Genomic DNA, 20,730 nt, shown 5'->3' with positions numbered 1-20,730 from the left:
GAGGACGGGTTGTGACCACCAGACTGGTTGGCGAGAGTTTCGAGGATGTCCGCGCTACCAGCCCCGGGCAGATCGTCGAGGACTTCGAGCTCGACCGGTGCACCTTTGTCGCTTCCACGTTGGCTCAGCGAACCGACTTGGTTCCGAGTCTTGTCGTACGCCGAGTCAACGCGACCAGATGCATACTGGACAACTGCCTGGCCGTCGGCATCCGCTTCGAGGACGTCACCGTCGACAACCTCGTCACCAAAGGCGGCTTGATGCACCTGAGCGGCTGCGTCTTGTCCCACGTCACGTTCAAGGGCAGGGCGGGCGCAGTCATCGCCAGTCCACCCGTTCCGAGGCCGGACGAAGACCTAGTAAGCCCGGAAGCTGACCGAGCCTTGGTGGAGGCCTACAAGTCGGTCGACTGGGCCTTGGACATCACGCAGGCCGAGTTCGTGGACGTGAGCTTGGACTACGTGCCGGGGAACCTGATCAAGCGAGACCCTGAGACCCAGTTCCTCCTGCGCCGCGAGCATCGGGCGGAGCTGGACAACCGGGACGTCCCCGACGGAGCGCACCGCGTCTTCAGTCGGTTCGACATCAGTCCGTTTGATTCGATGGTGGTAGTCGCCCCCAAGAGATCCAAACAATTCCGGCGTCTGATGGATATTTTCGAGGGTCTCCGTGAGGTCGGCTTGGCCGAGTGACCTTTGGTTCAGGCAGCGTCAGCAGCCGGGGCAGGCGTCCTTGTGGGGAACCGCCATCGGCACCACCCGCATCGCCGCCCCCGCGATCGCCGCGTTCCCCACCCGGTCCTGCCCAGCCGCCATCGTCGACGCCAAATGCGACGGCACCGTCTTAGACGAACCATCCATCGCCGTCTTCGCAGCCTGGGCGTTCCCGACCACCGCCGGCACCAAAACCAGCTTCTGGTGACCGCGATCGGAAGCAGCGGCAGTCCGCAGCTCCTGCGCCGTCACCGGGACAGCGGGCTTCGTCTGTGGGGGTACCAGCTCAGGCATGCGAACTCCCCTCGGTCAGAAGCCCAGCATACCGGCCCAGCTCGGCCGGGCGGAACAACCGCGCCTCGCGCTGGAACTGGCGCGACACCCCGCGGACCACGTGCTGCATCAAGATCGACTCGCTAGCAGAGTCAGCGGCGGCAAGAGCCGCCGTTCGGGCCGCCGAGGTGATGCCCGCTCCCGTCATGTCCAAGCGGCACAACGCCTCCAAATCGACCTCCGGGGCCAACGGCGCCTCCGGGGGAAACGCCAGCTGCCACAGGCGGCGGCGCTCCGCCAACGACGGCCGCGGGAAGTGGACCACGAAGTGGAACCGGCGGGTGAACGCCGCGTCGATGTTCTCCTTGAGGTTGCTCGTCAAGATGATCAGGCCGTCGCTCGCTTCGAGGCGCTGCAACAGGTAGCCGACCTCCAGGTTGGCGTAACGGTCTGTCCCCTGCTTGACCTCGCCGCGCTTGCCGAACAGTGCGTCGGCCTCGTCGAACAACAACACCGCGTGGCTGTCCTCCGCCTGGCGGAACACCTCCTCCATGTTCTTCTCCGTCTCGCCCACCCACTTCGACACCACCTGCGCCAGATCCACCTTCAGCAACTCGAGCCCCAGCATCCCGGTGACGACCTCCGCCGACATCGTCTTGCCCGTGCCCGGCTCGCCGGTGAACAACGCCTTCACCCCACCCGTCGAGGTGCGACGGGCGAATCCCCACGACTCCGCGATGCGCGGCCACGCGCGGAACGCCGACGCGATCTCGCCGATCTGGCCCAGCTGGGCCTCCGGCAGCACCAGGTCGTCCAGCGTGCGGCGCGGGGTGATCGCCTGCACGACCCCGCTCGTGCGCCCCCGGGTCACCGTCGCGATCGCCGGCTCCACGTGCTCGCCCGGCTGGCCGTTGCCGGCCAGGCGCGCGCCCGCGTCGGCGACCGCCGCCACCGCGCGGAGTTCGCCGCCGCTCATGCGGTAGCGGGCGGCCAGGTCCGTCAGCACCTCCGGATCCAGCACCGGGAACGCCGACGACCACATCTCCCGGCGCTCCGGGAAGTCCGGCGCCGGGATCGTCAGCTCCGCGTACGTGCGGGAAGCCAGCAACCCGGGCGGGCGCCACGGGTTCACGCCCGTCAGGCACAGCGGCACGCTCGATCGCACCAGCGCCTCGTCGTACGCGCGGTCCGTCGGCAGCCACAGGATCGCGTCCAGGGCGGCCGCGGTCCGCAGGTCCTGCGCCACGTCGGCGGTCACGCGCCGCAGGGGCCTCCCGGCCGCGGCCGCCAGCGCCTGCGCCGCGTCGATCTGGCTGTCGGCCGGGCACCCCCACAAGCCGACCACGTCGACGTCGCCCGCGGCCAGCGCGCGGCCGAGGGTGCCCAGCCGCTCCGACCGCAGGTACGGGGACGCCACCTGCCGCTCCGGTCCCGACACCTCGCCGGGGTCGTGGCCGAGGATCCCGACGTCGCCGCCCCAGCCCATCAAGTACTCGAACACCCCGCCACCGAGGGCCAGTTCCCGGGCCGGCTCGCTCGGCGCTTCGCCGTACGCCTGCAGCAGGCCGTAGCGGCGCAACCGGCCCGCGGAGCCCAGCGCCCGGCGCGCCGCCAGGCGGTCCGCCGGGGTCTCCGCGACCACCGTGACCAGCAGCTCCACGCATGGCGCCCGCCGGTTCAGGTTGTCCACGACGTACGCGTAGACGCGCTCGTAGCCCGGGTCCAGCTCCGGCGCGGCCACCAGCAGCAACGCGTCCTGCTCGACCCGGGACAGGCCGTAACGGGTCGCGAGGGCGTCCAGCGGCAGCGTCACCCCACGGGCCGCGGCCAGGCGGCGCAGGTGCTGCTCGGACTCCGGGTCCGGGCTCGGCGCGGAGGGCGGCTCGGTCATCGCCTCGGTGAAGGCGTCCACACGGTCCAGCAGCGCGTCGACCTGCTCGTCCGTCACGCAGAACGGCGTCAGGTCCGGGCGCGTCAGCATCGCCGCGGCCTCCGCTTGGCGGGCGACGGCGACCCGCAGCGCCTGGTGCAGCTCCGCCAGGCGCACCCGGAGGTGCTCGACCGCCAGTCCGCTCATCTCAGCCACCAGAGAAGGTCAGGGTCCGGCCACCCAGCCAGACCACGTTCGGCACGTCGGCGAGGGCGCCACCCCGCCACAGGTCCGCGTGGCGGCGCCCCAGGGGCATCTTGACGCGCACCGCGTCACGCTCGAACCGCACCGTGGCCTCCAGGTCGGCGAACCGGGTCATCGTCAGGACCGGTGTCTCCCCGCCCCACAGCTGCCCGGCGATCATGCCCAGCGCCAGGGACGCGGCGAGCGCGACGCTGTGGTCGAGCGCGTGGTCCCCGGCCAGGGGCACCGCCCGGTGGCCGGCGAACAGGGTGCGGGTCAGCTCGTCCAGGTGCTCGGCGGAGAATTCCGCTGCCAGCCGGGGTTCCACCCCACCGGTTGTCCACAGTGGAGTCCGCGACCGCAGCCGGGTCAGCGGGTCGTCACGCAGCGGGCGCGCGTCCGTCAGGAACCGGACGCCCGCTGCCGCCAGCTCCCGCAGGCACGCCGGCGGCAGCGGGCCGTCCCGGACCACGACGGGTGGCCGGCCGCACGCCGCCCAGTGCGGCAGCAGACCCTCCACTGTGGACGCCCAGGCCATCGGGAAGAGGCCGGGGGTGTCGACCAGCAGCAGGCCGTCGTCGACGCCGGCGATCAGCAGCGGAGCGTCGGGTTCGTGGCCGCGGCACAGGGACAGCGCCAGCACGCCGTCCAGCACCGGCAGCGCGGGACCGACCTGCCGGGCGAACGCGGTCAGGTCCGGCACCGACTCCAGGCCGGCGAACGTCGCGGCCGCGAGGTCGTCCTCGGGCGTCCGCCGCCAGCCCCGCTGCGGCTCGCCCAGGACCTGGTAGGCCAGGGCTGCGGCGAACAGCGGGGCGTCGCCGAGCAGGTCCACTCCGGACAGTGCCGGGCCGATCGCGTCCAGGTAGCCGGTCCGCGCCAGCGGGCCCGCGAGGAGGAACGGCAGCACCGAGCCGACCCTCGTCTCCCCCGCCGGCCTCGGGACGGCGGTCACACCACCGGACGCGCTCTCGCCGACGGCGGCGGAACCGGCTCGTTCGCCGGGCGGCGACCCCAGCAGCTCGAGGATTTCTTCACGCGTCGCGGGCGACCCGGGGAGAGCCAGCCGGCGGGCCAGTTCCGCCGCCGGCCCGGCCAGCGGTCCCGGAGCGCCCGGATCAGCCGGTCCGCCGGCGCCCTCGGCGAGCAGCGCGGCCAGGTACCGCCGCACCGTCTCCTCGGGAAGCAGGGCGAGCAGCGCGGCCAGCTCGTCCCGTGCGGTGAGTTCCTCGAACAGCACGGCCGCCGTCGGGGCCGCCACGTCCGCGACGAAGGCGGGCAGCTCGGCCGGAGTGTCCGTTGTGGACGGTTCGACGAGCGGTCCGGCCTGCCCGGGAGCCGGCACGGGTACCGGCATCGGGATCGGGATCGGGATCGGGATCGGGGCGGACAGCGGGTCCCCGCTCGCCGCCCGATCCAGGACGAGACTCGCCGGCACCAGCCCCCCTCCCCCGCGTGCGGCCAGCCGGACGGACAGGCGCACCGGCTCGGTGATCTCCAGGTCCGGGCCGTCGCCGGTGAGGTACTCGCCGAACTCCGCGGCCAGCAGGTCCGGCAGCGCGTCGAGCACGCGCTGGACGAGCCCCCGCGGGTCGGGTCCCCAGCTCCACCCACCGCGCCGGACCACGCGCACCGCGCAGCGGTGCACGGTGATCTCGCCGCCGGTGGGGGCGCTCACTGCTTCTCGACCTCGTCCAGCCGGCCCGCCCAGCCCGCCACCAGCAGCAGCACGGCGTGCGTGCCCGGGCTCACCGTGACCGGGATCGCCACGTGGCCGGTGCCCTTCGTGATGGTCCCGGTGATCGGTAGTGTCCCCTGGCCCTCGGAGACCAGCGCGAACACCGCGGTGTCCTGGGCCGCGTCCCCCGGCAGCGCGACGAGCAGCCCGGTGCCGTCGAACGTGGGCGGGTCGAGCGTCGGCAGTTTCGCCAGCGCGGGCTTGGGCGGCTGGCTCGGCAGCCGCGTGACCCCGTACGCAAGGGGGTCGACGAACACCTCCGGCTGGTCGTCCGCCTCGTGCACGGCCAGTTCCCGGCCCGAAAGAGACAAGGTGGCCGCGCCCGCGCGGACCGGCAGCGCGGTACCGACCAGCGCGTCCACCGCCGGCACCGGGACGTCGATCGCCTTGACCGCACCCACCACGACTCCGGTGCTCGACTCGTACACCGCGAAAACACTCACCTCAGCCACCCCCACTCGTCGCCGCGACCGTCGCCAGGACCAGGAAGTCGACCGAGCCCGTCCGTTCGGTGACCGCCGGACCGGTGCCGGGGTCGTAGGACCGCAGCAGGCACCGGACCCGCCGGTCACCGTCCACAGTGGCTTCCGCCGGCACCGTGAGCCCCGCGCCGGACGGCGGGATGCGAGGAGTCACGTACACGTGCAGCGACACCCGGCCGTCGGCGACCTCCTCCGGTGTCACCCCGGCCGGCAGGGGCAGCACCATGCCGTCGGTCGCACTGCCGGACGTCGCCAGCACGCTGCCCGCGGAGATCCGGCCGGAGAAGCTCCCGGCGATGGTCAGGTTCCCGTTGGACTCCACCGTCATCAGCGGATCGACTTGGCCGGTTCCCCGGTACAGGCCGTAGACCAGCGTCGGGGTGTCCGATCCGGACAGCACCAGCGCCGGCTCGCCCTCGCCGGCCAGCGGCCGGGTCCGCAGGGACAGCGAGCCGGACCGGGCCGACACGGTGTCCGCGCGCACCCCGGCGAACCGCGGGCCGACGTTGCGGGCTTCCGGGACCGCCGCCGTGAAGTGACCGGCGGTCCACTGGACGAAGCCCAGCAGCACCAGCCACGGGACGGGCGGGGCGGCCGGGACGGCGTTCACCGCGGGCGGCTGCTGGTCGGCGACGAGCCGCTCGTCGCCGAGTCGTTTGAAGAGGATCTGGTACGACTCTTCGACGCGCGACGGCCCGGCGGATCCGGCGCACGAGGCGGGCCCGGTCGCCGGCTGGGCCCGGTCCGCGGCGGTGAGGAACACCGGGTACGGCTCGGACGTCGGCCCGTCGGCACCGTTGACGGCTTCGAAGTCCGCCTCCGACAGCACGACCGGCGCCGGCACCACGATCTCCCGGCCGGTCCCGTCGACCGCGAGCCCGGCCTGCACGCTCACCTCGACGAAGCGGGCGCCGGTCACCGGGTCGGTCCGGTTCACGGTCGTCAGGGCGAGCCCGTCGGCGATGCCCCACTCGTGCGCCAGGCGCGCGTGCCGGACGGCCGCGGCGCGGGCGTAGGTGACGGTCGCCGCCAGGTCCGCGGCCGCGAGCACCTGCCCTTCGCGGAACTCCGGGCGCAGCGGACCGGTCACGACGTCTCACCCGACCGCGGCTTGCGGGCGGACCCGCCGCTCCGGCTCGACGACGACCGGGTCCGCCGCGGCGGCGGTTTCGGTTTCACCGTCTCCTCCTCGTTCTCCGCCGCCGACGACGCCGACGCCGATTCCGGCTCCGGTTCGGATCCGGGTTCGGCGGCCGGGGCGCTCTCCAGTTCCGACAGCCGGTCGGAGAGCCGGTCCGGCAGTTCCTCCCGCACCCGCGAGACCTGCTCCCGCGCGGTGTCCAGCTGTCCCCGCAACGCCTCCACGGTCGCGATCAGGTCGCTCACCTGCCCCCGCAGCGCGTTCATCTCCTGCAGGCTGTCGGTCACTTCGGCGGGCACCGTGTACACCTGGTCGCGCACGGGCTTGGGCACGGTCTCCCCCGGCGCCGGGGTCACCAGGAGGTCCCACATGTGCTCCAGCGGGCCTCGCTGCCGCCACGGTTCGAGCAGTCCCGGCACGTACGGCCGCGGGATCGGGCCCGACGCCGGCACGCCCGGCGGCTCGTACACGGGCGTCGGCTGGCAGCACACCTGCTCGGCGAGGTGCCGCAGCTGGTAGAGCTTCGGCAGCCACTCGCCGTAGGCCGAGCCGCCCGGCAGCACCTGCTCCCGCGTCGCCGAGCACACGCGCACGACGTCGCAGCCGTCGAGCTCCAGGTGCGCGAGCAGCACGTCGTCGTCGGCGCAGTCCACGCACGGCGGGTTCAGCGTCGAGCAGGCCGCGTCGGTGACGAACCGGCGTACGCAGGTGGTCAGCTTCCCGGCCGCGTCCGCGAGCAGCCCCAGGTCGGCGAGGGCCAGCCGCTGCGTGGGGTCCGGCTCCGGGACGGGCACCGGCTGCGGGACGGCGACCTTGCGCACGTCGTCGTGCAGCCGGCAGTCCGCGACCCCGGCCACCCGGTCCAGCCGGCCGAGCAGCCACTCCCGGATCCGCACGAGATCGCCCCGGAACTCCGCTTCCAGCACGTTGTCCAGCGGCGTGCCCTGGGCCAGCAGGCGGACCTCGAGCGGCGCGTCCGGGTCGGCGGTCGCCACCCGGTTCTTCGCCTCGGCCACGACGGCCAGCGCGACCGCCCGGTGCGCCGGCTCCGGCCACACCTCCTCCGGGTTCGCCCCGGCCAGCCGGTCGCACGCCGCGCCCAGCACCTGCCGGGCGGTGTCGATCTCCCCGAGGTCGTGCTTGGCCTGCAGGTCCTTCTGCCCCGCCGCGTCATAGGTGTCGTACCGGGCGATGGCACTCGCCAGGGCCCGCACGTACTCGGTCTGCTGCCGCGCCACGGGCGGTTGCGTGACCTCGTCGCCGCCGTCCCGCAGCAGCCGGAGGTTGTCGGCGTACCGGACGGCGTCGGCGTCGTCGAACCGGATCGTCCGGGTCGAGGACGAGCTCGCGACCGACATCGGGTCGAGGTAGCGCTCGAGCCGACGGCTCAGCAGCCGGACCCGCTCGTAGGCGTCCTTGTCCCCGATCTGCGCCAGGAGCTTGGTGGCCGGGTTGTACCGGTGGTCGTCGGCGGTGTCGCACTTGACGACGAACCGGAAGCCCTCCTGGACCCGCGAGGGCACGCAGCCCGGCGCCGGGCACGGCTCCTCGGTCGCGAACGGCGAGACGGGGTCGGCCATGCTCTCCTCGTACCGCACGAAGAGCCCGTAGTGGCGCTGGTCGTCGTCGCACGGGTCGCCGCACGAGACGCCCGGCGAGGACACCCGCAACTCGCGCACGAGCGCCTGCACGTCGACCTTTTCCTTGCAGGACAAGACGATGTCGTTGCCGCAGCAGTCGAGGGCGTGCCCGGGGTGGACGGAGACCGTCCCGCCGGCACACGAGTCGCACGTGACCTCGAGCCCGCACACGACACCCGGGCCGGACACCATCCGGTTGTGCAGCCGGTCCTTCCCGGCCACGTAGTCGGTCAGCAGGCCGAGGTCGTCCTCGGTGAGCAGCTGGCCGGCGAAGAACCGCGGCCGGACGAACGCGGCCGGGAAGGCGGGCGACCCGCCGCACCCGCAGCCGCAATCAGGCTTGCTCATGAACGCTCCTCGGTGACGAAGAACCAGCTCTCGAAGACGTCCCCACCCGCGCCGGTGCCGGACGTCCACGGCCCGATGCCCGTCGGCGGGACGAGGCAGCCGGTCGGTTCGGGCTCGGGCTTGGGGTCGTGGCCGTGGTCGGTCTCCGCCTCGGCGTCGGCCTTCGCCCGGCCTATGAAGGGCACCCGGCCGCCGACGTTGGTGCCGTCGACCGGACGGCAGCAGTGGTCGAGGATGAACGCCGCCCGGACGGTGATCAGCACGCGGTCGCCGTCCTGCAGCGTCTCGCGAGTCGTCTGCCGGTAGCGGAAGTGGTCGGTGAACTCGCCGTCCTTGCCGCTGGGCTCCTCGAACTGGCCGCCCATGTACCAGGTGTCGGCGTTGCGGCCGGCGCCGCCCTCGATCACCTGGATCTCCACCACGCCGCGGCGCAGGCTGTCGACGCGGACGCCGTCGGAGAACTCCACGACCAGCCCGCCCGAGTTCTTCTGCGTGCCGAGCAGCTCCTTGGCCTCGTTCACCGAGTAGGTGTGGCCGTGCCGCCAGTTGACGCCGGTGATCACGGTCGGCACGCGGCGGCCGAAGAAGCGCCGCACGTCCAGGTGGATCTGCTCCTCGCGGACCGGCTTGCCGAAGTCGACGTCGTCGATCCTGGCCAGCCACAGGACCTTGTGCTCGCACGGGGTGCAGCAGGTCTCGCAGCGGTCGTCCTTCGGGGGCGTCTTGGTGGTGACCCGGACGCAGTAGGTCTCCTCGGTGTAGCCGAAGTCGCAGTCCGACGTGTCCGCGCACGCGGAGTTGAAGACGGTCCGCGTCGGCTCGACCGCGCGCTCGGTGTACTCGACGCCGACCCACACCGTCGTGGTGCCGGTGCGCTCGTCCTCGTGCAGCGCGTCCCACAGGTCGATCGCGCAGCCGCCCGGCACGACCACCTCGTTGCCGTCGCAGTCGACGCCGAGCCCGGCGGTGATGCGCACCTTCACCTGGTGTTCCGTCTTCTCCTTCGGGTCCCCCGGCGGAGCGGGTTCCACGAAGAGCCCGCACACCACGCCGTAGCCGAGCAGGCAGCGCATCCGCAGCTTCAGTTTCTCGCGGAAGTACTCCTGCTCGCGCTGGAAGTCGCGCGCGGTGAGCAGCTGGCCGTGGAAGTACCGCAGCCGGCGGAAGGGCTGTTCCTGTGTCGTTGCCTCGGTCATCTCTTCTGTCCTCTCAAGACACTCGCGTGTGGACCCCGACCGCGGACACCACGCCGACGCTCACGCCCTGGCGTGCGCCGTGGGACCCGGGTCTCAGTACTCCGTCGTGGTTCAGGCGCGCCGCCCCGACCACCGGTGGCGGCAGCGGGACGAACGCGGTGTCCACCCCGACCGCCGACCGCGTCCCGACCACGAACCCCGTCCCGCCGGCGCGCACCGATCCCCTCGTGTGCGCGGGCGCCTGCCGGGCCACCAGGCGCCGCACCGCGTCCTCGTCCGCGGAAGCGGCCGGCAGGAGGACCCGGAACCGGTGGGCGTGCTCGGTGAGGGGATCGGTGTCCGGGTCGCCGAACGCCCGCAACGGCGTCGCGCCCAGCGTCGAGGTGCCGAGCCGCAGCCGTGACGACGAACGGCCGAACAGCCGCACCGAGCCGAGACCGCGGGCGGTCGCCGGTCCCGCGGTCGCGCGCACCTGCGCCCAGTGGCGGTCGCCGGCCAGTTCGTCGATCACCGGGGTGACGCCGAAGACGATGCCGATCGCCTCCTTGAGCGCGCGTGGCGTGCCGCGTCGCCGGTACAGACCGGGCGCGGCGGCGATCAGCTTCCGGCGTGTGGCCGCGTCCCAGCCGGCCTCGAACGACAGGCCGAGCAGGCCAGCCAGCCACGGCAGCGCGCCGTCCGGCACGCCGGTCGCGTCGAGCAGCGCGGGGTAGCGCTCGACGACCCGGTCGATTTCGGCGACGCTCGCGTCGAACAGGGACAGGAACCGCTCGGTGAAGTCGTCCGCGGCCGGGTCCTGCCGGAACGCGGCGGGCAGCAGGTCCGCGCTGGTGGAGCGCGGGAAGTCGAGCCGGATCCGGTGCAGGACCGGGGTCGCGGCGGAGTCGCCGGACAGGCGGGCGCGCAGGGTGAGGTGGCGGCCGGGTGGCTGGTCGACGAGGAAGTCGGTGACGCCGGCGGGCGCGGTCTGCCAGTCGCTCTCGGCGAACCGGTCGTCCTCGGACACCACGACGGACACGGTCACCGCCGTGCCGGCCGGCACGTCCGCCTCGACCCGCACCCGGTGCCAGCGGCAGCGCGAGATGCCGCTGTCGATCAGGTGGGTGGTGAACTCGCCTTCGGTGACGAACCGGCCGGCTTCGGGTGCCGGCGTCTCGCGTGGTTGCCCCGCCCAGTCGTAGCAGGAGGTCACGGCGCCCTCCGGCCCCTTCTCCCGCAGGCAGAAGCCGTCCTCGTCCGCGCCGACGAGCGTGCTCGGCGGCAGCGCGGCGGCCAGCTCGTCCACTGTGGACTCGTGGAACCGGTGGTGGTCACGGCGGTGGATCCGGAACCGGCCGTCTTCTTCGGTGAGCAGCCAGATCGTGGGGCCGGGTCCGGTGCGGATCCCGATGATCTCGCCGTCGACGTGGGTCCGGATGACCTCACACAAGGTCCCGTCGGGGCCGTAGCGCCAAAGCCGGTCGCTGCCGGCCCTGGCCACGAGCACCTGCTCGTCCGGCGCGAGCGCGACGACGGTGGCGTGGCGGTGGTGGATCACCGCGGTGAGGTGGTCGCCTTCGTTGCGCCAGACGAAGACGCGGCCGGAGTCGGCCACGGCGATCCGGTGCCCGCGCGCGGCCACGGCGACCGGTTCACGCAGCAGCCTGGGGTCGCAGTGCCGAGGCCAGACGGGCAGCCACCCGCCGGCGCAGGTGTCCCGGCGCAGCAACCGCTCGCCGGAAAGGAGGTACCAGCCGCACGGCCGGCAGCCCGGCGCCAGGCGCGGGTCGGGGAACCACGGCAGCAGCTGGGCCCGCGTCGGGCCTTCCGGGGAAGCACCGGCGTAGGCCAGCCGCACGCCGGCCTCGTCGGTGAACCCGACGACGTCGGTCACGGCGGCTTCGTCCCACCCGACGACGTCGTCGAGGAGCCGGAAGGTGACGGCGGTGGGCGCGCAGGTCATGACTCCTCCACCGGGATGAGCAGCGGGCGGTCCGGCCAGACGAGGTCGTTCGGCGGGATCGCGTGGTCGGTGCACGGCGGCAGCCGCAGGCCGTCGGCGGTGAGCGAGAGCCCGGACACCGCGAGGACGCCGTCCACGGCCAGGAGCCGGCGCACGAGCGGGGTGTGCCGGACCGCGCCGCCGAAGGGCCAGCCACCGCCGTTTTCGCCGCCACGCAACGGGTCCAGGTAGGTCGTCACCGCGTCGGCGGCCCGGGCCAGGACGGCGGCCCGGTCCTGGTCGGCGTCGAGCACGACCCGGGCCTCCACGGCGATCCGGCGGAACGCCACCGGGCCGGTGACCACCGTGACGCCGGCGGGCGTGACCTCGCGGGTCAGGAAGTCCGCCACCGCGCGCAGGGTGGCGGCGGTGGGCACGGGCGGCTCGGTGTCGCCCGAGTCGATCGGCGGCACCACGAGAACGCCGACGACGCCGGGAATGGGCGACCCGGCGAAGTCGGGGTGCAAGCCCGGCACCCCGTTGGCGCGGGCGATCGAGGCACCCGGCGCGCGCAGGGCCAGCAGGCCGTAGTCGGCGGGCGCGACGGCCCGGCCGCGGGACCGCAGCTCCCCGACCCCGCGCCGCACCACGTCCGCGTCCGGCTCGGCGTCGGTGCCGCCGGTGGCGGGGAACGGGTTGTTCACCCCGGTCACGAACGGCCGCGCGGTGACGACGCCGTTGACCGCGCCGGCCGCCACGGCACCCGCCTCGCCGCCGCCGACCCGGTACCGCAGGGCCCGGACGTTGCGGAAGCCCGGCGGCACGGGCGCGCCGTTGACGCCGTCGCCGAAGGTGACCACGCCGGTGTCGTAGTCGACCACGAACACCGGGTCGTCCGGGCCGTACGCGGCCAGGCTCGGGACTTCCTGCCAGCGCGACGCCGTCTCCCCGGCCGTGCCGAAGAGGTCGGCCCCGGGGTCGTCGTCGACCTCGAGCACGACGGTGCCGGCGAGGATCGGGACCTGGCTCAGCCGCAGCTGCCGCCGCTCGGCGGGCGCCGCGGGGTCCTGGACGGGTTCCAGGGGCTCGTCGAAGATCGTGTGGGCGGCGGTGGCGGCGACGGTGTTCAGCCGCAGCCCCGACACGAGCGGCGGCGCGACGGTGAAGAGGCCGTGCGCGACCTGCAGCCGCAGCCACCGCAGCGCCGGGCCGGGACGGGTGGCCGGCGGCCGGCCGGGTGCCCACGTGCGCGGCAGCCTCAGCTCGACGGTGCCGCTGGCGCGCAGCCCCTGGGTCTCGTCGCGGACGACTTCGGCGGGGACGAACCGGCCGCCGTCGAGCACGTCCCAGCGCAGTAGTGGCTGGGGTTCCAGCGGCAGCGGGGTGAGCCCGCCGGCGGCCGCGGGCGCGGGCGGCGCGGCCGCGATCACGAAACCCAGCGACAGCGAGGGGAACGGGCTCGCGGTGCCGTCGAGGCCCAGCCACAGCGCGTTGCCGGGCTGCGGCTCGGTGCCGAACGGCGCGAAGGGCCGGCCGGGCCCGCTCGGCCCCAGCGGGACCGGTTCGAGCGCGCCGCCTCGCTGCACGGCGAGCACGCCCAGGGTGGCCGGGGTGGCGTAGAGGTCCTGGTCGGTCTCATAGACGATGTCACCGCCGGCACCGGACGCGGCGGCCTGGAAACCGGCGGGGACGAGCACCGACGCGCCATCCGGCGGGGTCACGGTGAACTCCAGCAACGCGGCGGCCGCGGTGGCCGGCCGGCGGCGCACGCCCGCGGTGTTCAGGTGCTCGGCGAGGATCTTCTCGGGCAGCCGGTTGACCCGGGCGAGCACGGGTTCGGCCTGGGTGCCGAAGAGCCGCACGAGCGCGACCCCGGCGTCCTGCCGGTCGGGGTTGGTCCAGTCCGGGGTGTAGCCGGGAACGCGGTCGCGCACGGCGGCGCGCACGGCTTCCCTGGTGGCGTCGACCAGTTCGGGCTGCTCCCCGGACGGCCCGGGGCCGGGCACGATGCGGGCTTCTTCGGTGGAGTCTCCCGCCCACCAGACGTCGCCGGTCACAGCAGTCCCTCCCCCGCCTCGACGACAGGCCTCGGCGGCGTCTTGAATGAGTCATTCAGGACCTCCCAAGACCTGAATGAGTCATTCAGGACGTTGGCGGAGCGTGCGACGGGCACGCCGCGCGCCCGGAAGTTCTCCGTCACAGCAGTCCCTCCCCCGCCTCGACGACGGCCACCACGTGTGTGCGGACCTCGCGCGCCACCGGCAGCTCGCCGGCACGCAGGGGTACGTCGTCGCAGGTCTCCGCCGGTTCCGTGCCGTCGATGCCGATCGCGACCGCGGTCACGTCCGCCAGGTCGCCGAGCGCCTGCTGTGCGGCCCGCAGCAACGCCGAAGGCCGCAGCGCTTCGCCGAACGGCCAGCCCGTCCCGTCGTCCCCGCCGACCAAGGGGTCGAGGAACCGGCGCAGCGCGTCACCGACCACAGTGGACACCCGGGTCCGGTCGGCCGGGGTGCCGGCCAGGTCGACCCGCAGGCGGACGTCGCGGTACGCCGGAGCGCGCACGAACACCTCGGCCGTCAGCAGCCGGGCTTCCGCCAGCCGGCCCGCCACCGCGCACAGCATCCCCGGATCCGGCTCGGGTGCGGACCCCGACGGCACCGACGGGACGATGTGGACGGTCACCGCGCCGGGCACCCGCGCGCACGGGAAACCCGGGTGCTCGCCGACCGCGGCGTAGGCCCGGCCGACCGCCACGCCGGGCGTCGTCACGGCCAGGGTGACGAAGTCCTCGGCGGTGACGGCCCTGGTCACCTCGCCCAGCGCGCCGGCGGCCCGGTCCCGCGCCCGCGCCACCGTTTCCGGGTCCTCGCCGCCCTCGGCCTGGACCAGGTTCGCGGCGCGCACCGGCGCGGCGGCCGAGACGGGCAGCCAGTTGTCCGTGACACCGCCGTTGCCGCCGCGTCCGCCGCCGATCGTGTACTCGACCACCGCGTCGCCGCCCGGCCGCGGGATCCGGCCGGTCAGCCCGTCGCCGAACACGAGCGCGCCGTCGTGGCGGTCCAGCAGGAAGATCCGGTCCCGGGAGGTGCCGAAGGCGAAGTCCGCCACCGATTCCCACCGCTCACCGGCCAGCTTCAGGCACGCGGTGAGCAGGCGGTCGGCGGCGTCCGGGAGCACGAGGCGCTGGCCGGGCAGCTTCAGCCAGTCGTCGGTCTGGTCCGCGAGATCGGTCACCGTGCGGGTCTCGACGTGACGGGCGCCCGACACGTTGACCGCCAGCCGCAGCAGCAGCGGCGGCGACGCGTAGGTCGCGGCCGGCGTCGACACCAGCAGCCCGCTGTGCATCGTGGTCCAGCCGGCCGGGGGTCGCAGGCGCACCACGCCGGAGCGCCGCAGCCCGCCGGTGCCGTCCTGGACCTCCTCGAACGCCCCGGAAGCGTCGCCGCTGGGCCGGAACCACGACCAGGTCAGCTCGGCGGGAGGCCGCACGCCGGACACGGCGAGCCGCGACCAGGACGGCGGCACCGGCGAGTCGAGCTCGAACAGCAGCGACAGCCAGCCGGACGTGGTGTCGGCACCGGCGAGCGGCAGGGTGAAGCGGGCCGAAGCGGGCGAGCCGTCGGTGGACAGCAGCGGAACCCCGCGGCGGGCGAGCAGGTCCGCGGTGCGGTCGCGGTCGGTCTCCACCGTCACCTCGCCCGACACGGGGAAGACGGTCACGTCGTCGTCGAGGGTGAACCGGATCGCGGCGGCCGGGTCGCGGGCGAAGACGGTCCCGGCCGGCACCTCCGCCGGCTCCGGCGACTCGGTGGTGAGCGCGAGGACCGTGGCCGCGGGCCGCGCGGGCCGGGGCGGCTCGAGGCCCAGTAGCTTCAGGATCGCGACGACGAGCTCGTCCGGCGCCTGGTCCAGCCAGTAGAGCCGCTGCTCCAGCAGGTACGCGAACAGCTCCAGCAGCGTGATCCCGGGGTCGACGGGCGCGTGCAACGTCCACGCGCCGTCCGACTCCGCCGGGATGCGGCGGGTGACGGCCGACATCAGGTCGGCCCAGGTCAGGTCGTCGAGCTTCGGCACCGGCACCGTCATGGCGTCGTCCCCGTCAGACCGGTCAGCCCGAGGTAGAACGGGAACACCAGGTTGGCCTTGGTGTTGGTGCGGCGGACCCGGTACTCGATCGAGACCGTCACGTGGGACTCGTCGGCCGGGTCGGCCTCGGCGAGGACGTCGGAGAGCTCCACCCGCGGCTCGAAGTCGCGGACCGCGTCGGCGATCGACCGCTCCAGCTCGCGCAGGTTCTGCACGCTGCCGGGGGCGAAGACGGACTCCTGGGCCTTGGTACCGAGGTCCGGGCGCATCACGCGCTCGCCGGTCGCGGTGAGCAGCAGCGCGCGCAGGCAGTGCTCGATGCTCGTCTCGCCGACGGCGTAGGAGAGCCGGCCGGCCTCGTCGGGCAGGATCGGGAACCGCCAGCCGGTGCCGAGGAAGGGTTCGGTCACGTCGCTTTCACCTTCTTCGCGAGCACGGTCGGCGGCAGCGGCGTAGCGGGACCGGTGACGCCGCCCGGCGCCGGGTGGGTGTGCTGGACGAAGGCCTGCAGGAGCGCGTTGCCGAGGACGACGGGCTCGGTCGAGCCGCCGCCGAGGTCGATGTCACTCGCCTTGACGGTCACCGTCCGGGCTTCGAGGGTGATCTCCCCGCTGTCCTTCAAGACCACCTTCGCGCCGGTCGCGGTGCTGATGGTGATCTCCTTTTCCTTGTCGTCGAAGAGGATCTGGTGCCCGGCCTTGGTGCGGATGATCTTCTGGTCGCGCCCGTCCTTGTGTGCCGTCGGCGGCTTCTTCTTGCCGTTGTAGAGCCCGCCGAGGACGTACGGCTGCCGCATGTCGCCCTGGAAGAACGCGACCAGCACCTCGTCGCCGACCTCGGGCACGAACACCGAGCCGTAGCCGGGGCCCGCGTAGAGCTGGCTGACCCGGATCCAGGGACTGATCGACGCACCGCCGTCCAGCCAGTAGTACTTGACCTTGACGCGGCCCTCGTCGTCTCCGTCGTTCTGCACGACTTCGGCGGGCGCGACGCCGTAGTAGCGCTGGTCGCTCGCCATGGCGCGTGGCATCGCCGTCATTTCTTGTCCCCCTGGAAGATCTTCCGGCTGGTGAACGTGGTGAAGAAGCCGCTCGAGTTGAGGGCGTGCTCGACGCGCTTGACGAAGTAGGTGCCGGAGAAGCGCTTGCCGAGGCCGAAGATCTCGAGGTTGTCCCCCGGCCGCAGCTCCGGCAGCCCGGCCACGCGGCCGGTCGCGGTGATGAACTCGTACGCCCGCTCCCGCAGCAGCGCGATGGCCAGCTCCTTGGCCTCCTCCTGACTGAGCACCGGGGCGTCGACGATCACTTCCTGCCGGCCGCCGGCCGCGCTCTCCGCCGCCTCCGGCCCGCTCTGCCCGTCGGCCTGGTTCTGCCCGCCGGGCAGGTCGTTCGCGGTCGCAACGTACTCGATCGGCTGCGCCTTGACCGGGTCCCAGCCGTGCACGGTGAGCTTGCTGACCTGGTTGGACACGGTCATGGTCGGGGTGAAGTCGATGAGGTTGGGCACCAGGCCCGCGGGCTGCCCGCTGGGTCCGGTGGCCAGTCCGGGTGCGTAGGCGAGGCGGAACAGCCGGATGGGCCGGCTGTCGCGGCCGTCGGTGGGCTTGATGAAGTAGAGCGTCTGCTCGCCCGTCCGCGGGTCCGGCAGGATGTAGCAGTCGAAGTCGATCCGCTTCGCCCGCTCCATCAGGAACTGCGCGTCGGACTGGTTCTTCTGCACCACCAGGTCGTGCCGCGGGCCCTCGTGGGTCGTCTTGAACGCCAGCTTGTTGCGCCGCGCGATCTGTTCGGCGATCTCCCAGTCGGTCTTCCCCACGAAGTTCTTGTCCTCTTCCTTGGTGGGCTTGCGGTCCTTGAGCGCGAGCATCCCGTCCACGCAGGTGATCGAGACGGTCGGCGACCCGCCGTCGGGGAACTTGGGCGCGAGCGAGCTGATCGTCCCGGTGCCGACGGTCAGCAGCTTGTCCGCGTAGCCGAGCCGGACGGAGACGCGCGTGCCGATCTGCAGCTTGTCCGAGTCGCTGTGCTTGAACTTCAGCGTGACGTCGTCCCAGTTGTTCAGCTCGAGGTCGAAGCCGGACATCTCGTCGAGGTCGCGGTGCACCTTGACGTCGAGGATGTCGTTCTTGGTCGTCGGGTCGGCCTGGAGGCCGTCGACGACCACCTCGAACCCGGGGGCGTAGCGGTCCGGGTCGGCGATCTCGGGCTGGGTGCCCGCGGGCGCGGTCATCGCACACCTCCTCTCACGGCAGCCGGGGCACGGTCAGCACCAGCCCCGGCTTCAGGTCGCGGGGATCGGAGATCCCGTTGGCACGCGCCAGTTCCCGCCACGCGTCCGGGCGCCGGTAGACGGCGGCGGAGATGCGGTCCCAGGTGTCGCCGCGGCGCACCACGTAGCTCTTCTCCACCGTCGGCGACGACCGGGGCGGGTCGTTGGCCTGTTCCTTGGCCGGCCGGTACTCCTTCAGCGTGAGGTCGAGCTGGGCCCGCAGCGGCACGCCGTTCTTGGCGAACAGCACGTAGTTCACGTCCAGCTTCTCCAGCACGCCGCGGAACACGGTCCGGTCCCAGACGAACTTGACGATCGGCGGTGCGTGCAGGGTCTCCTGGGGCCGCATCAGCTTGCGGATGTTGTCCACATAGGTCTTCCGGACGTCGTCGAGCGTGTCGGAGGTGTCCACCAATGCCTGTACCGACAGCGACTCGCTGCCGCCGCGGATGTACTGGATCGGCGGGGTTTCGAGACCGGGGATGGTGATCTCGGCGAAGGTGTTGCTCTTGCTCAGCTTGTACTCGGTCGGGTTGAACTTCAGCGGGATCCGCTTCGGCACGTTCTGCGGGTTCTCGGGCTGCTCGATCTCCAGGTGCGCGTCGGCGCCCTGGCTCACGAGGGAGAACGGGGTGACGCTCACCGCCGGCCTCCCGGATCCCCGAGCTTGCGGTCGTTGTCGCTGCGCTCGGCGCGGGCGCACTCGTCTTCGTACAGCCGTGACCACGCCTGGATGTGCTTGTTGAACAGGCGGGTGAACAGGGCCCCGTCGTCGCCTTCCACCTGGAAGCGCACCTCGAGGTTGTGGATGATCAGGTTCTTGGGCACGGTCTGCTCTCCTAGAGGACGGCCGTCAGGCCCTCGTGGGCGATTTCCAGTGACTCGATCGCGACCGCGTTCTGCTCGCCGTGCAGGTCCGGGCCGGTCCACTTGGCGGCCAGCCCGCCGTGGAAGATCCACGACTTCGCGGGCACGCCGGCCTGGTCGAGCATGATCACGGCACCGTCGCGGCGGGCGCCGAGCGAGTCGTGCAGGCCGGTTTCGTACCAGGACCACAGGAGCCGGTCGCGGACCACGCCGCGCTTGAGGGTGATCGGGTTCCACGAGTGGCGCAGCGGCAGCCGGTGCACGGAGTCGTTGCGGCCGCCCTCCGCGTACGTCACCACCTCCAGCTGCGCGCCCATCCCGGTGACCTCCTGGAACGCGCCCGCCGCCACCGCCTGCAGCAGCAGGGCCTGCGCCGGGGGCAGGTACACGTCCGCCGGCGCGAGCGTCACGAGGAAGCGGAACTTGGTCAGCGGCTCGTTCAGCGCGAGCAGCTGCTCGCCCGGGGTGCTCACTGTTCGATCACCTCCAGGCCGCGGTCCTGGCCGAGCACCAGCCGCAGCGCGATGAACTCCATGGGCACGGCCGGCGCGACATCGATCTCGCACACGACCTGACCGGGGTCCTGTTCCGGCGGGTTGTTCGACTCGTCGCACACCACGCGGAACGCGTCCTCGGGCCGGCTGCCGGCGAGCGCGCCGGTGCGGAACGCCTCCAGCAGCACCGAGGTGATCGCGCGGACCAGCGACAGCCGCAGCTCCGGCGAGTTCACCTCGAACACCAGCGGCGCGGCGGCCCGCCGGATGGCCCGCACCAGCAGGTGCAGCAGCCGGCGGTGGGCGACGTACACCCGGCGCGGGTCGCCCGACAGCGTCCGCCCGCCCCACACCACGAGACCCCGGCCGCGCAGGCACCGCACCAGGTCGACACCTCCCTCGAACAGCCGGACCTGCTGCGCCTCCGGGTACTCGACCGCCAGGTCCACGGCGTCCAGCAGGGTGGCGTTCGCCGGGGTGTCGGCGGGGCCACGCTCGGCGTCGAGCCGGGCGATCAGCCCGGCGACGTGCCCGGACGCCGGCACGGTCCGCAGGCCGGTCCCGTCGAGCGACGGCGCCCGCAGCGGCGGGTGGTACACCGCCGCCGCGGCGAGCAGCGCCTCGTCGCCGAACCCCGCCAGCTCGCCTGCCCAGGCCACCACCGCGTCCACTGTGGACACCGACGGCGGCACGTCCAGCAGCACCAGCCGGTCCAGCAGCGGCGCCACGGCCGCCAGCAGGTCCAGCACCAAGCTCGTGTGCTCGGTGCCGCCCAGGTCGGCGCCGAGGTCCGGCAGGGCCACCAGGGCGGGTTCCGGCAGCTCGGCCTGCGTCACCACCGCGGACGCGTAGTCGGCGCGTTCCGGCGGGCTGTCCGTGCCGCCGGTGAGCGTCAGGTCCCAGGACCGCGAGATCGGCCCGTCCGCCGGGATCGGGTTCCCCGCCCCCGCCGGAACCACCCGGATGAGGTGGGACGCGGCGATCCGGCCGACGACCTCGCCGGGTGCCATGCCGGCGAAGATCTCCGCCGGCTCACCCGGCACGAGCACCCGCACGGTGACCACCGGCGGGCCCGCGACGCTGCTCGCCCGGTACCGCACGCTGACCCGGCCGCCGTTCGCCCACGCGCCGGGACTCGCGGCCACCACGCGGAAGCCGTCCGTCCACTGTGCACTCGCGAGTTCGGCCGGCCCGGAGACCCGCAGGACCCAGGCCGTCCGGCCCTGGTTCTCGAAGAACCCGCGCAGCGCGTACGGCGTCGCCGACGTGCCGTCCGGTGGGCCGAACGCGCCGACGACGTCGTTCCAGCTCTCGACGCGCACGGGCCGGCCGACCGGGCCGCGACGGGTGCGGCCGAGGAACACGGCCACGTCCGTGCGCAACGGCTCGTCGCCGGTGGCCGCACGCTCGAAGGTCAGGGAGACGCCGGGAAGCGCCGTGCTGGTCATGT

At 73.2% G+C, this 20,730-nt stretch carries 18 protein-coding genes; 1 reads left to right on the top strand and 17 read right to left on the bottom strand.

Annotation, left to right across the window (positions count from 1 at the left end; translation table 11 throughout):
- Positions 1-11 precede the first annotated feature (11 nt).
- Complete coding sequence (locus QQ657_RS08785; RefSeq protein WP_284741600.1) at positions 12-692, top strand: hypothetical protein; 681 nt, start codon at positions 12-14, stop codon at positions 690-692.
- An 18-nt stretch (positions 693-710) separates the two neighbouring features.
- Here the strand turns inward: QQ657_RS08785 and QQ657_RS08780 are convergent, their stop codons facing one another.
- The 17 genes from QQ657_RS08780 to QQ657_RS08700 all read right to left on the bottom strand — a co-directional run bounded on the left by QQ657_RS08780 (position 711) and on the right by QQ657_RS08700 (position 20,728).
- Entirely contained in the window at positions 711-1,007 is a 297-nt protein-coding gene (locus QQ657_RS08780) for a hypothetical protein (protein ID WP_284741599.1), read from the bottom strand.
- Entirely contained in the window at positions 1,000-3,063 is a 2,064-nt protein-coding gene (locus tag QQ657_RS08775; protein ID WP_284741598.1) for an ATP-binding protein, read from the bottom strand. The genes QQ657_RS08780 and QQ657_RS08775 overlap by 8 nt, the downstream gene beginning before the upstream one ends.
- A gap of 1 nt (position 3,064) precedes the next feature.
- Positions 3,065-4,777 (bottom strand): hypothetical protein, encoded by a 1,713-nt coding sequence (locus QQ657_RS08770; protein WP_284741597.1) that lies wholly within the window; start codon positions 4,775-4,777, stop codon positions 3,065-3,067.
- The gene (locus QQ657_RS08765) at positions 4,774-5,280 is read right to left on the bottom strand and encodes a hypothetical protein (protein WP_284741596.1); all 507 of its coding nucleotides are present in this window, start codon (positions 5,278-5,280) and stop codon (positions 4,774-4,776) included. The genes QQ657_RS08770 and QQ657_RS08765 overlap by 4 nt, the downstream gene beginning before the upstream one ends.
- 1 nt (position 5,281) lies before the next feature.
- Positions 5,282-6,409 carry a hypothetical protein gene (locus tag QQ657_RS08760; RefSeq protein ID WP_284741595.1) on the bottom strand — a complete coding sequence of 376 codons (1,128 nt, stop codon included), beginning with the start codon at positions 6,407-6,409 and terminating at the stop codon, positions 5,282-5,284.
- Entirely contained in the window at positions 6,406-8,448 is a 2,043-nt protein-coding gene (locus tag QQ657_RS08755) for a coiled-coil domain-containing protein (RefSeq protein WP_284741594.1), read from the bottom strand. The genes QQ657_RS08760 and QQ657_RS08755 overlap by 4 nt, the downstream gene beginning before the upstream one ends.
- Positions 8,445-9,644, bottom strand: a complete 1,200-nt coding sequence (locus tag QQ657_RS08750) for a hypothetical protein (RefSeq protein ID WP_284741593.1) — start codon at positions 9,642-9,644, stop codon at positions 8,445-8,447. The genes QQ657_RS08755 and QQ657_RS08750 overlap by 4 nt, the downstream gene beginning before the upstream one ends.
- Positions 9,645-9,657: 13 nt before the next feature.
- A complete protein-coding gene (locus tag QQ657_RS08745; RefSeq protein WP_284741592.1) occupies positions 9,658-11,586 on the bottom strand; it encodes a phage tail protein in 1,929 nt (642 codons plus the stop codon).
- Entirely contained in the window at positions 11,583-13,622 is a 2,040-nt protein-coding gene (locus QQ657_RS08740) for a putative baseplate assembly protein (protein ID WP_284741591.1), read from the bottom strand. Before QQ657_RS08740 ends, QQ657_RS08745 begins: the two co-directional genes overlap by 4 nt.
- A gap of 139 nt (positions 13,623-13,761) precedes the next feature.
- The gene (locus QQ657_RS08735; protein ID WP_284741590.1) at positions 13,762-15,651 is read right to left on the bottom strand and encodes a putative baseplate assembly protein; all 1,890 of its coding nucleotides are present in this window, start codon (positions 15,649-15,651) and stop codon (positions 13,762-13,764) included.
- Positions 15,648-16,061 (bottom strand): GPW/gp25 family protein, encoded by a 414-nt coding sequence (locus QQ657_RS08730; protein ID WP_284741589.1) that lies wholly within the window; start codon positions 16,059-16,061, stop codon positions 15,648-15,650. The genes QQ657_RS08735 and QQ657_RS08730 overlap by 4 nt, the downstream gene beginning before the upstream one ends.
- Complete coding sequence (locus tag QQ657_RS08725; protein ID WP_284741588.1) at positions 16,058-16,690, bottom strand: phage baseplate assembly protein V; 633 nt, start codon at positions 16,688-16,690, stop codon at positions 16,058-16,060. Before QQ657_RS08725 ends, QQ657_RS08730 begins: the two co-directional genes overlap by 4 nt.
- The gene (locus QQ657_RS08720; RefSeq protein WP_284741587.1) at positions 16,687-17,880 is read right to left on the bottom strand and encodes a phage late control D family protein; all 1,194 of its coding nucleotides are present in this window, start codon (positions 17,878-17,880) and stop codon (positions 16,687-16,689) included. The genes QQ657_RS08725 and QQ657_RS08720 overlap by 4 nt, the downstream gene beginning before the upstream one ends.
- A gap of 13 nt (positions 17,881-17,893) precedes the next feature.
- The gene (locus tag QQ657_RS08715) at positions 17,894-18,562 is read right to left on the bottom strand and encodes a CIS tube protein (protein ID WP_284741586.1); all 669 of its coding nucleotides are present in this window, start codon (positions 18,560-18,562) and stop codon (positions 17,894-17,896) included.
- Complete coding sequence (locus QQ657_RS08710; protein ID WP_284741585.1) at positions 18,559-18,747, bottom strand: putative phage tail protein; 189 nt, start codon at positions 18,745-18,747, stop codon at positions 18,559-18,561. Before QQ657_RS08710 ends, QQ657_RS08715 begins: the two co-directional genes overlap by 4 nt.
- Positions 18,748-18,758: 11 nt before the next feature.
- Positions 18,759-19,259: a phage tail protein gene (locus QQ657_RS08705; RefSeq protein ID WP_284741584.1), complete on the bottom strand. Its 501-nt coding sequence runs from the start codon at positions 19,257-19,259 to the stop codon at positions 18,759-18,761.
- Positions 19,256-20,728 carry a phage tail sheath family protein gene (locus QQ657_RS08700; RefSeq protein ID WP_284741583.1) on the bottom strand — a complete coding sequence of 491 codons (1,473 nt, stop codon included), beginning with the start codon at positions 20,726-20,728 and terminating at the stop codon, positions 19,256-19,258. Before QQ657_RS08700 ends, QQ657_RS08705 begins: the two co-directional genes overlap by 4 nt.
- Between the last annotated feature and the right edge of the window lie 2 nt (positions 20,729-20,730).

Origin of the sequence: Amycolatopsis ponsaeliensis (genome assembly GCF_030182635.1) — a bacterium.
Taxonomy (GTDB): domain Bacteria; phylum Actinomycetota; class Actinomycetes; order Mycobacteriales; family Pseudonocardiaceae; genus Amycolatopsis; species Amycolatopsis ponsaeliensis.
The sequence above is the reverse complement of the archived record's forward strand: the minus strand, read 5'-3'. Positions and strand labels throughout refer to the sequence as shown.

Coding starts and splice junctions, on each gene's coding strand:
- QQ657_RS08780 (WP_284741599.1), bottom strand. CDS start 1,007: ATGCCTGAGCTGGTACCCCCACAGACGAAGCCCGCTGTCCCGGTGACG.
- QQ657_RS08775 (WP_284741598.1), bottom strand. CDS start 3,063: ATGAGCGGACTGGCGGTCGAGCACCTCCGGGTGCGCCTGGCGGAGCTG.
- QQ657_RS08755 (WP_284741594.1), bottom strand. CDS start 8,448: ATGAGCAAGCCTGATTGCGGCTGCGGGTGCGGCGGGTCGCCCGCCTTC.
- QQ657_RS08750 (WP_284741593.1), bottom strand. CDS start 9,644: ATGACCGAGGCAACGACACAGGAACAGCCCTTCCGCCGGCTGCGGTAC.
- QQ657_RS08745 (WP_284741592.1), bottom strand. CDS start 11,586: ATGACCTGCGCGCCCACCGCCGTCACCTTCCGGCTCCTCGACGACGTC.
- QQ657_RS08735 (WP_284741590.1), bottom strand. CDS start 15,651: ATGACGGTGCCGGTGCCGAAGCTCGACGACCTGACCTGGGCCGACCTG.
- QQ657_RS08725 (WP_284741588.1), bottom strand. CDS start 16,690: ATGACGGCGATGCCACGCGCCATGGCGAGCGACCAGCGCTACTACGGC.
- QQ657_RS08720 (WP_284741587.1), bottom strand. CDS start 17,880: ATGACCGCGCCCGCGGGCACCCAGCCCGAGATCGCCGACCCGGACCGC.
- QQ657_RS08700 (WP_284741583.1), bottom strand. CDS start 20,728: ATGACCAGCACGGCGCTTCCCGGCGTCTCCCTGACCTTCGAGCGTGCG.